This is a genomic window from Segatella buccae ATCC 33574, from assembly GCF_000184945.1.
GTDB classification, from domain to species: domain Bacteria; phylum Bacteroidota; class Bacteroidia; order Bacteroidales; family Bacteroidaceae; genus Prevotella; species Prevotella buccae.
In genome coordinates, this window is record NZ_GL586311.1 from 2558715 (window position 1) to 2569712 (window position 10998).

General features: G+C 46.8%; 11 protein-coding genes. 3 read left to right on the forward strand and 8 right to left on the reverse strand.

All coding sequences use genetic code 11. The features are described from left to right. Positions 1-2 precede the first annotated feature (2 nt). From HMPREF6485_RS10115 to HMPREF6485_RS10145, 7 genes are all read right to left on the reverse strand, one after another. Positions 3-635, reverse strand: a complete 633-nt coding sequence (locus HMPREF6485_RS10115; RefSeq protein WP_004346336.1) for a DUF4141 domain-containing protein — start codon at positions 633-635, stop codon at positions 3-5. A 200-nt stretch (positions 636-835) separates the two neighbouring features. Beyond that, a complete protein-coding gene (locus HMPREF6485_RS10120; RefSeq protein ID WP_004346337.1) occupies positions 836-3349 on the reverse strand; it encodes a TraG family conjugative transposon ATPase in 2514 nt (837 codons plus the stop codon). Then, on the reverse strand, positions 3346-3681 hold the full coding sequence (locus HMPREF6485_RS10125) for a DUF4133 domain-containing protein (protein ID WP_004346339.1): 336 nt from the start codon (positions 3679-3681) through the stop codon (positions 3346-3348). The genes HMPREF6485_RS10120 and HMPREF6485_RS10125 overlap by 4 nt, the downstream gene beginning before the upstream one ends. 4 nt (positions 3682-3685) lie before the next feature. Next, on the reverse strand, positions 3686-3988 hold the full coding sequence (locus tag HMPREF6485_RS10130) for a DUF4134 domain-containing protein (protein WP_004346340.1): 303 nt from the start codon (positions 3986-3988) through the stop codon (positions 3686-3688). A 151-nt stretch (positions 3989-4139) separates the two neighbouring features. After that, positions 4140-4946 (reverse strand): hypothetical protein, encoded by an 807-nt coding sequence (locus tag HMPREF6485_RS10135; protein ID WP_004346341.1) that lies wholly within the window; start codon positions 4944-4946, stop codon positions 4140-4142. A 33-nt stretch (positions 4947-4979) separates the two neighbouring features. Continuing rightward, positions 4980-5492 carry a DUF3408 domain-containing protein gene (locus HMPREF6485_RS10140; protein ID WP_004346342.1) on the reverse strand — a complete coding sequence of 171 codons (513 nt, stop codon included), beginning with the start codon at positions 5490-5492 and terminating at the stop codon, positions 4980-4982. A 9-nt stretch (positions 5493-5501) separates the two neighbouring features. Next, positions 5502-6281 (reverse strand): nucleotide-binding protein, encoded by a 780-nt coding sequence (locus tag HMPREF6485_RS10145; RefSeq protein ID WP_004346343.1) that lies wholly within the window; start codon positions 6279-6281, stop codon positions 5502-5504. 541 nt (positions 6282-6822) lie between these two features. On the opposite strand from HMPREF6485_RS10145, the gene HMPREF6485_RS10150 reads away from it, so the two are divergent. The 3 genes from HMPREF6485_RS10150 to mobC all read left to right on the forward strand — a co-directional run bounded on the left by HMPREF6485_RS10150 (position 6823) and on the right by mobC (position 10576). Then, positions 6823-7209, forward strand: coding sequence for a plasmid mobilization protein (locus HMPREF6485_RS10150; protein WP_004346347.1), 387 nt, complete (start codon positions 6823-6825; stop codon positions 7207-7209). Positions 7210-7225: 16 nt separating this feature from the next. Further along, the gene (gene mobB / locus HMPREF6485_RS10155) at positions 7226-8506 is read left to right on the forward strand and encodes a conjugal transfer protein MobB (protein ID WP_004346348.1); all 1281 of its coding nucleotides are present in this window, start codon (positions 7226-7228) and stop codon (positions 8504-8506) included. 66 nt (positions 8507-8572) lie between these two features. Next, positions 8573-10576 (forward strand): conjugal transfer protein MobC, encoded by a 2004-nt coding sequence (mobC, locus tag HMPREF6485_RS10160; RefSeq protein WP_004346349.1) that lies wholly within the window; start codon positions 8573-8575, stop codon positions 10574-10576. 190 nt (positions 10577-10766) lie between these two features. Here mobC and HMPREF6485_RS10165 read toward each other — a convergent pair whose 3' ends face one another. Beyond that, positions 10767-10973, reverse strand: a complete 207-nt coding sequence (locus HMPREF6485_RS10165) for a hypothetical protein (protein WP_004343303.1) — start codon at positions 10971-10973, stop codon at positions 10767-10769. Between the last annotated feature and the right edge of the window lie 25 nt (positions 10974-10998).

The window sequence follows — 10998 nt, forward strand, 5'->3', positions numbered from 1 at the left end:
ATTTACCAATACCTGCTTGCCGTATTACCATAGAGTGCCTTAACAGAGGCAAGGTTGTTCTTCTCCCTTGCACGCACATAGCTCACGGAGATGTTCTTCCTTGTGTAGTATGACACGAGCGAGCGGTTTTCCCTAAGCGTGGTATAAATGCGGTCAATGGCCTGCATTCGTTCGTGGTCGTTCATCGAGAAGACATTACTCTTAACAATGGACTTTAGTTCCTTAAGACTCTCACCGCTCTGCTCCAGAAGCTTGGCATAGCCCGAAGCCATCGCCGCGAGTTCGGAAGGGCGGAAGTTCTTGTCCGAGAGCATTTTCTTATACGAGGTGACGTAAATCTCCGAGATGTCGCCCACCATCAGGATGCACTCCTTGACCTTGTAGGCATCTCCGATGAGATTGTTCACCTTCTTAAGCGCATCGTAATACTTCTTGGTGTCGTTGTAGAGTTTTTCCACCTCCTTGAACCCGTCCAAGGTGTTCTTCACCGTCTTGGAGGCGGTGGCTATCTCCTTGACCGAATTGACGATGTTGCCGGCGAAGTTACCGGGATCAGTCACCACCCACTGTGCGTGGGCCTTTCCGCTGAATAAAAGGACGATGCCCATCAGCAGCATTAAAATTCTTGTTTTCATTGTTCTTTTTGTTTATGATGTGAATACTATGTTTGTCTGAATGTCCACTAAGGGATGTCTATTCAGCTTGCTGTTATAGGGATAAGTTGGACAAGTTAGTCCAAGTATTTGGACACGACTGTCTAATTGATTGGACACGTTTGTCCAATTGTTTATCCACGTTTGGCTAAACCAATACATTTTTTACATGTCTTGTCCGATTAACGATTTCGTGCAACCCGTTTCTCTTGTGCAAGCTGCCGGATAGCCGTTTCGATATCCCCACCAAGCTGTGCCGCCCTGTTCATTACCTCCACCTTCTCGGTTTCCTCCGTGGTGTAGGTGAGGTATTCCTCCATGCTCACTTCCGTGGCATAGACTGCACTCTGCATACCGCCCAGACCTATCCACACCTCCTTGTAGAGTCGGTTCGGGTCGTTGTTCTGGTTGATGGATAGTATCTGGCTCTTTTCCTTTTCCGACAAGCCGAGCATCGCCTGTATACCATCGAACTTAGTCATGTACTTGCGCTGGTCAAGCAGTATCTTGCAGTCGGAGTTGTTGATGATGCTCTCCTTGACAATCGGAGACTGGATGATATCGTCCACCTCCTGCGTCACGACAATGGCTTCCCCGAAATACTTTCTCACCGTCTTGTACAAATATTTTATATAGTCTGCCATGTTAGCCGAAGCAATGGCTTTCCACGCTTCTTCAATGAGTATCATTTTCCTGATACCTTTGAGTCTTCGCATCTTGTTGATGAAAGCTTCCATGATGATAATCGTCACCACGGGGAAGAGGTCTTTGTTGTCCTTCACTTGATCAATCTCGAAGACGATGAAGCGTTTACTGAGCAAGTCGATGTTCTTGTCCGAGTTCAATAGGAAATCGTAACGTCCCCCTCGGTAGTATTGCTTGAGGGTTGTCAGGAGATTGTTGATATTGAAGTCCGAGAGTGTTACCTTGATGTCCCGTTTCTCCATATCCTTGCGATAGACGTCTCGCAGGTATTCATAGAAAGTATTAAAACAGGGCGTAACGCTATGGTCAGCACATATCAGCTCGATATAGGAGTTTACGGCAGAACCAAGTTCGCCAGCTTCGGTCTTAGTAATATGCTCATCAGCGCTTTTCCAAAGGGTCAGTAAGAGTGTGCAGATGCTTTCTCGCTTCTCCACATCGAAGAAGTAATCATCGGTATAAAATGGATTGAAGGAAATCGGGCTTTCGTTGGTATAGGTGAAATACACGCCGTCCTCGCCCTTGGTCTTTCGGTGGATAAGTTCGCACAAGCCTTGATATGAGTTACCCGTATCAACCAAGAGGACGTGCGCCCCCTGCTCGTAATACTGACGTACCATGTGGTTGGTAAAGAAAGACTTACCACTGCCCGAAGGACCCAAGATGAACTTGTTACGGTTGGTGATGACTCCCTTTTTCATCGGCAAATCCGATATATCCAGATGAACAGGTTTTCCCGACAGGCGGTCTGCCATCTTGATACCGAAGGGTGATAGCGAGTCCTTATAGTTCGTCTCTGCCGTAAAGAAGCAGAGGGCAGGCTCGATGAAAGTATAGAACGACTCTTCTGCTGGAAAGTCTGCGGCATTGCCGGGTATGCCCGCCCAGTAGAGCGTTGCAGCATCAATGGTGTTATGACGAGGGTGGCATTCCATAAGAGCAAGTGCAGAACCCACGTCATTCTTGATCTGGCGAAGTTCTTCCTTATCGCTGCTCCATGCCAGCACGTTGAAGTGGGCACGGATGGAGGTCAGTCCCTGTGAATGGGCAATATTGAGATACTCCTGTATCCATTCCTCGTTGATTTGGTTGCTACGGCTGTAGCGTGCCAGCGAGTGCATATTCCTTGCCTGCTTCTCGAATCGTTCCAAGTTGGCATCGCTGTCTTCGATAAAGAGGTACTGGTTATAAATGTGGTTACACGGCAGCATCAAGCCCACAGGCGAGGCAAAGGAAAGGCGGCAGTCACTTCTGTCGGTGGATAACCGCTCATATCGACTGTCCGTGCTGACCGTTGTCGGTAGGTCATCCGTATCGGAAAGTGTATGCAGACACAGCTGATTGTCGCCCACACGCACAAGGTCTGCGCCCAAGCGGATGTCCTCCAAAGACGCATGCCCTTCTTCAGATAGAGAGAAATACCTGTCGAGCAGTCCGCCCTTTTCATTTGTGCCTACCAACTCGTCTTCTGTCATGCGGACAATCCTTATCTGCTCGGTATCATTGATGATGCGCTCGAACTGGTCTACGGCTTCCATAAACTTCATCACCTCCTCCTTGTTGGTGATTTCCTTGGGTAACAGGTGTCCACGGCAGAGTGAAGAGAAGTTGCTCTGCTGTGCCATGCGCTGCTTGTTGGTCTTGGTAAGGAAGAGATAGACTGAATGGTGTAGATACGGACGCTCGTTGAAATGCCGTTCAGAGGAACGGGCAAGGAAGCTCAGTCCGCCATCGGAGAGCTTTCCTTGGTAGTCCTCCTTGATGAACCAGTCCTGCTTGTGTACGATGCTGTAATTGGGTAGCACCTTGATTGCCTTATGCCAGGCAGAGTGCATTGCCTCGTATTCTGTAGAAGTGACGGTAAAGAGTTCGGGCAGCTCCACACGGAATGCGACCGTGATGTCAGCATCTTTGCTCACCATGCAGCCCTGCTCGATGGAGAGCAGCGGGAACTTCGACTCCAAAGTTGTTATCTTGCTTTTGTTTCTCATTGCTTCGCTTTCTTTGGTTGAAGGTTACGGATGAGGTGGAAGACCGTACGGCGGTTCACAAGGTAGCGTGGGTGCATACGTACTGCTCCTTTCTTCATCAGTCCGTACTGCCCGTACTTTCTATTCATGGTGAACGTTTGCCATACCACAAGGCTGGCACCCACTACACCTATGACAAGACAGGTAATTTGGCTGACTCCACAGAGATAGAGAATAACCACGAGAATGAAGACTGCCAGCAGACCTCCTGCAAAGAGGAAGAGGTACTGTGCCTTCAAGCCCTTGAACTCTACCGTCCGGCCTACACCCTTGTTGATTTCAAATGCTGCCATCGCCTTACAGGAAGAAACTTCTCAGGATAGTGGCAGCCACGATGAGGAAGATACACGCACCGAACCAAGAGGCTGCGGTCTTGCTCGTATCGGGGTCACCACTTGAGAACTTGTTGTACACTTTAATGCCTCCAATCAGACCTACCACCGCCCCTACGGCATAGATGAGTTTCGTGCCGGGGTCGAAGTAGGAGGTTACCATTTTCGTTGCTTCATTGATTCCGGCAATGCCGTTGCCCTGTGCGTACGCTCCTACGGCAGTGGCAGCTATCAGGAGCAGCATTGTGATTTTCTTTTTGTTGTTCATTGTTCTTTTTATTTTAAGTTGTTAAATGAATTGTTTTCTTTTGGGTAGAGATGGTAAGGGGTGGCTCGGTTTTATCGTATGACTGATATTGGTTGATTGTTTTACTTTTGAGCCACCCCTCGATCACGGTACAATATGAACAAACACTATTTTACAGATAGTATGAAAGTGGATGCTCGTCATCTTCCGAAACATCGCTGTTGCTGCTCTCTACGTTTGAGTTCGTTTCAAAGTCAGAAGAAGAGCTAATATTACTTTCCTCTAATTCCGCTTCCTCCGTTTTGCGAATGGCAGCAAGTAGCTTTTGATGGTCTTTCTCCTGCTTGAGCGTTGCCTCCTTGATATAGTCCATAAGCTGCGTGCCCCGTATGCTTTGCAGCATATTCTGAACTTCGGCTTCGTTTTCCTCATCAAGCGTGTCATCATTCTTATGCCAGCCGGTAACACGGACTACTTCCCTTGCAAGAATAGCGGAGGGTGAGACTTCGGGTAAAGCAGCGTCAGCGATTTGCAGCTCTTCACGAACGATGCTGTCTTCGTCAGATTCGTCCATTGTGTAGTCAACCTGCATCTCGTTGTCCTCTTCCGTGCCTTCTGTTTCTTCGGGCATAGATGAGTTTTCCGCCGCAAAGGTATTGGGATTATCGGCTGGTTTTTCTTTTGATGAAGTATCGGGAATAGCTGGGATATTTTGAGAATTGGTCGTAATCTCTTTAGAGATTTCGGCATAGCGTTCTCTATACGACTTGCTCTTGCCGACAAGCATTTGCCGTGCCTGCTCGATTTGGTCTTGGGTAACAGAAAGCGTACTCTGTTTTTGTTCCTGCTCATTTTTCTTTTCACAAGCTTTCTCCAATCTGTGGCACGTTATGCGGAATTGCTGCCAAAGGAAGAGTATTCCAATGAACACCCATACCGCTATCAGAAATAGAAGTATGTTGAATAGTATCGTTTGCATAATGGTGATTTTTATATGTCGTTGGTTCTTTGTTCAAAAGTCTATTGCCACCTTGCGCCGGTGCTTTGCCGTGGCATTGTTGAGCAGTTCCTTGTACTCCTTGAGGTGTTCACGCAGGATGTTGTCGATGTAGGATGCCATTGACACCCGCTCGCCCAAGTCCTGCAAGACGTTTCTCAGTACCTGAAGCGTATCCACACTCATGGTGAAGTTGGTTCGCTCCCGGAGGCGGACGGATTGCAAATAGCGTGTGCGGTAATCCTCAAAGGAAATCCGGGATATTTCCGTACTTTTCTCCTTTCCTTTCCCGCAGCTCTTATACAAGGGATTGTCCTGTGTTTCTTCAGAGACAGGCATGTTCTCCTTGTTCAGATGCTGTTTTTCCTTTTGACCGGGACTGACCTCAATCTTCACATCCTCTTCATATTCCTCATCAGGCGGGTCAAAAGCCAATGTATCTTTCTGTGGGGTTTTCATCACCCCGTCTTCTGCCATCTCCTTGAGCTTGGCTTCCAGTTTTTGCCGCTGTTCCTGTATTTTTGCCATAGTGATGTCTTATTTAAGTTGGATGTGTGCAAGCAGTTCTTCTGTCAGCTCATCGATGCCGGTCCCTGTCCGTAAGGCTTTGTTGGGAGGCAGGTAAGTGGAGCGGAATACTCCACGAAATCCGTATTGCTCCAACTCATGGCTGAAGCGGTGGGTGGCATAGACGTGGCGGTCGAGCAGCGTGTAATTTTCGTTCCTGATATACTTGCTGTAGTATTCAATGAGCGTATTCTTTACTCTCCGGTCCACCTTGTTCCAAAGGAGAATGATTTCCTTAATGCGGGCACTTGACATGGACACGCCCAAGTCGTTTACCGCTTTGATATAGGTAAGGCACGCAACCATAGACTGCACATCCGGCTCCAAGGGCGAAAGGATATAGTCCATATCCAGCGAGAGTTGCAGAAGGTCACTGGTACCTGCATGACCGGGAAAGTCGAAGATGACCAGATCAAACTTCTCCGACGGATGTCTTCTGATATAATCGTCTGCCTTTGCAATGGCATCCTTAGGATCTGCCTTAAGTATGCGATAGGCTGTACGCCCCAAAGAGGAAAAGTACTGCTTCATCTGCCTGGAAAGCTGTGGATCGCTCTCAATGCAAGCCTTTTCCCTTTCACGGAGTTTATAGAAAGAGTCCTGCGAGAGGTCGCAGTCCACAGCAAAAAGATGGAGACCTTTTTCATAGTAAAGGATGCTGCTGACAATTTCTGCCAAAGTACTTTTACCTACACCTCCTTTTTGAGAGGATAAGCCCAGAAATATGGGTGATGTTTGTATCTGTTCCATACTATAGATATTTTAATCGTTTGAACTGTTATTTGAACGGCAGGTCGTTTGACCAATCGTCTGAACGGGTAATCGTTTTTCCTATCTGTCGATATGCCGAACTATCTGTCGTTTTGTTTGTCGATTTGTCGGTATGCCGATTGTTCTGTCTGACGGTGGATTGAACGATTAAAATATCGTCCGTCTCATCGTTCATCTGATAGGACTTCCGGCCGATTGTCCGCTCGTTCTGTCTGCAAAATAAAAGCTTTTTCGATAGATTTTTCTATGCCTGTGAAGTATAGGGAAATGAAAGGAAAAAGAGTGAATATCATTGATAATGAGATATTTGAAAACTCGCCGTAACTTTGCAGGCGAGAATAATACATGGAGGTAACGTCTCGAAGCAGACACCCCAAAAGGGTGGATACTTCACTCGTATCATTTCTTGATAACAGCAAGGTGTGTCTTTGTCCGACAAACTCCGTTTCTGCCGACAAAGACCCTTGCCCCGAAGGGGAGAGAATTACTCCAAAGTCGTAATTAGATAAGGATAAAAACAATGAACGAAAAGATAGAACGATGGGACAGATGGGATACCCGTCTTCCCAAGCCCAAAGACCAGCAACGGGCGATTGATTTGTTCCATAAATCAGGTGCGGAAACCAAGTCGGATTTTGTGCGTGGTCGTATCCTTGGAGAGAGTTTCAAAGTGATTACGGTGGACAAGTCTGCCGTGGAATATTACCGAAAGCTCTCAGAACTGACGACGCAAATCCATAAGATTGGCGTGCTGTATAACCAAGCCGTGCGTGCCATCAACAGCTATCACAGCATAAAGACTGCACAGATTATGCTTGAGAAGTTGGAGAAATTGTCGGCTCAAATCATTGCCTTACAAGAGCAGGCTATCAATCTAACCATTGATTATAGAAAGAAGAAGTATTGAGAATTTAGTTAGAAAAATGATAGCAAAAATTTCAGCAACGGAGAACCTCGGAGGAGCACTCGGCTACAACTTCAAAAAGGTGGAAAAAGGAGAAGCGAATATTCTTCTTGCCGCTGAATTGTATCAGAGCAAGGAAGGACGTTATACGATGGAGGACGTGCTTGCTGATATGGAGGCATTGATTCCGAAGAACTGCCGTACCAAGAAAACGGTGTTCCACTGTTCGCTCAATCCGCACCCGGACGAGAAACTATCCGATGAAAGGCTCACACAGATAGCCAAGGAGTATATGGAGGCACTCGGCTATGGCAATCAGCCCTACATTGTGTTCAAGCACAACGACATCGCCCGTGAGCATATCCACATTGTGTCGCTTCGGATAGACGGTGAGGGAAAGAAAATCAACGACAAGTTTGAAAAGCGAAGGAGCAAGAAGATTACTGATACCTTGGAAAGGAAATTTGGTCTCATTCCAAGTTCAAAGGTTACTGACAAGGCGATGAAAGAAACGCCCAAGATAGACACCAACAAAGGAAATATCAAGGAACAGGTGGCAAATGTTGTCCGCATGGTGCTGAAGCATTATTGTTTCTGTTCCTTGGGCGAGCTCAATGCCGTACTGAGTAAATATAATCTTGCCGTAGAAGAAGTAAAGACGGAGTTTCGGGGAAAGAAATATGACGGATTGGTCTATGTTCCAACAGATGACAAGGGAGGCAAAGTAAGCACACCCATCCATGCCTCGGACATAGGTCGTGGTGTGGGTTATACTGCTGTACAGAACAGGATGCAGAAGTCGAAACAAGCTATCAAACCATTGATATCAATCATAAGGTACAGGGTGTTACAAGCTATGCGCACCTCTCCTCAAACAGAGAAAGACCTGCGGAGCAGATTGGAGGAACAAGGCTTGCGTGTGTTTATCCTAAAGAACGAAAGCGGGCGCATCTATGGGATCACCTTCATTGACGACAAGGAGGGCGTTGCGCTCAATGGCTCACGCTTGGGCAAAGGATATGCTGCCAATATATTCAATGGTTATTTCTCTAATCCAACGGACAACCCATTCTTGGACGAAACGCTGTACGGCTGTCCGTCTGTCCGTTTGGATCAATCTGCAACCGTTCACCCTTCGCAGCTAAATACGGAGGAAAGCGACAACCTTGTCGATGAACTTATTGAGGATATGGTGGGTGAATCATTCGGAACTGCGGGCAACGACGATTGGAAAGAAGCGGCATGGCAGCGTAAACTCCGCAGACAAAGTAAGATAAAACTTAGACGAAGAAAACATTAAATAAACGAGCATTTCTATCTCCCCTCCCTTCGGAGGGGTTGGGGGAGGCTTCAAAACAATATTATTATGGCACAGGAAGACGATTTAAGGGCGTTAGGTAAGGTCATGGACTTTATGCGAGGTATATCGGTGATATTCCTCCTTATCAACTGTTATTGGTTCTGCTACGAGGCATTTCAGCAGTGGCACTTCACACTTGGTATCATCAATAAGATACTGATGAATTTCCAGCGAACGACGGGATTGTTTTCTTCCATCCTTTGGACGAAACTCTTTTGTGTAGTATTTCTTGCTTTATCCTGTTTGGGCACGAAAGGCGTGAAGGAAGAGAAAATTACATGGCCGAAGATTTGGACAATACTTTTCTCCGGTTTTGTGCTTTTCTTCCTCAACTGGTGGCTCTTAGCATTGCCCATCGGCAAGATTGGGGCAGCTTCGCTTTACATCTTCACGCTGTCCGTTGGCTATATCTGTCTGCTGATGGGTGGCGTATGGATGAGCCGACTACTCAAAAACAACCTAATGGACGATGTGTTTAACACAGAAAATGAAAGCTTCATGCAGGAAACAAGGTTGATGGAGAATGAATACTCTGTCAATCTCCCTACACGTTTCTACTATAAAAAGAAGTGGAACAAAGGTTGGATTAACGTGGTCAATCCATTCCGTGCCTCAATGGTGCTCGGCACACCGGGCTCTGGTAAGTCATACGCTATTGTGAACAACTACATCAAGCAACAGATTGAGAAAGGCTTTGCCATGTATATATACGATTATAAGTTTCCAGACCTTTCCGAGATTGCTTACAATCACCTGCTTCATCACTTGGATGCCTACAAGGTGAAGCCTCAGTTCTATGTCATCAACTTTGACGACCCGAGAAGAAGCCATCGTTGCAATCCCATCAATCCAGCCTTTATGACGGACATATCCGATGCCTATGAGAGTGCCTACACCATCATGCTCAATCTGAACCGCTCGTGGATACAAAAGCAGGGAGACTTCTTTGTGGAGTCGCCAATTATCCTGTTGGCTGCCATCATTTGGTTTCTGAAAATCTATGAGAACGGAAAGTATTGCACTTTTCCGCACGCCATAGAGTTCCTGAACCGCCCCTATGCACAGATATTTCCGATACTCACTTCCTACGATGAACTTGCCAATTATCTTTCTCCTTTCATGGATGCTTGGGAGGGCGGAGCACAAGACCAGTTGCAGGGACAGATAGCCAGTGCCAAGATACCGCTTTCACGCATGATTTCACCTGCTCTTTATTGGGTGATGACAGGCGATGATTTCTCACTTGACATCAATAACCCTAATGAGCCGAAAGTGCTTGTCGTTGGAAATAATCCCGACCGTCAGAACATCTATTCGGCTGCACTCGGACTATATAACAGCCGTATCGTGAAACTCATCAACAAGAAGAAACAGCTCAAAAGTTCTGTGATTATCGACGAGTTGCCGACTATCTATTTCCGTGGGCTGGACAACCTTATTGCTACCGCCCGAAGCAATAAAGTAGCAGTGTGCTTGGGCTTTCAGGACTTCTCACAGCTCACTCGCGATTATGGGGACAAAGAAAGTAAAGTGATACAAAATACCGTGGGCAACGTGTTCAGTGGTCAAGTCGTGGGAGAAACCGCCAAGACATTGAGTGAGCGCTTTGGTAAGGTCTTGCAGCAGCGGCAGTCCATGACCATTAACCGTAATGACAAATCAACCTCTATCTCCACACAGATGGACAGTCTTATCCCGGCAAGCAAGATTTCCAACCTCACACAGGGCATGTTTGTCGGTGCCGTGTCCGACAACTTCGATGAGCGCATCGACCAAAAGATTTTCCATGCGGAGATAGTCGTGGATAGTGCCAAAATCTCCGCCGAGATGAAAGCCTATCAACCAATCCCTATAATCGCAGACTTTACAAACGAAGATGGCTCCGACAATCTCAAAGAGACCATCGAAGCCAACTATAAACGTGTCAAACAAGAGATTATCTCACTTGTGGAATCGGAGAAGGAACGCATCAAGGCCGACCCGGCTCTTGCTCACTTGTCTAAGGAGTAGACCGTTTGCCAACCGATGTCTCAAAGCATCTGTTCCTTGCAAAGGTTTCCGAGAAAAGTTACCTTACTATTGGGAATAGAAAGATATATGTTCGAGAGAATATCTTTCGGACTGTATGTGTACGTCATTTTCTTTAATTATCAAAAGGGCGTGGCACCTGTTATGCACCACGCCCTCGATAAAAATGGATTTAATCATCCCATAGCGATGACGGGCGGCGGCTCGGGGCGTCATAGTCATCGTCGTCCTCCTCGCCGTCAAAGAAGTTGTTGCCTTTCGAGAGTGCAGGCCCCGTGGCGGGGTCTTCACTGATGCCCACGCTGAGGGAGCCGGCGAGAATAGAGTTTTCTAATGTGATGGGGACCACTTTGATTTCTGGTTTGATGTAATTGTTCATTTTTTATTAATTAACTGTTTGTTTT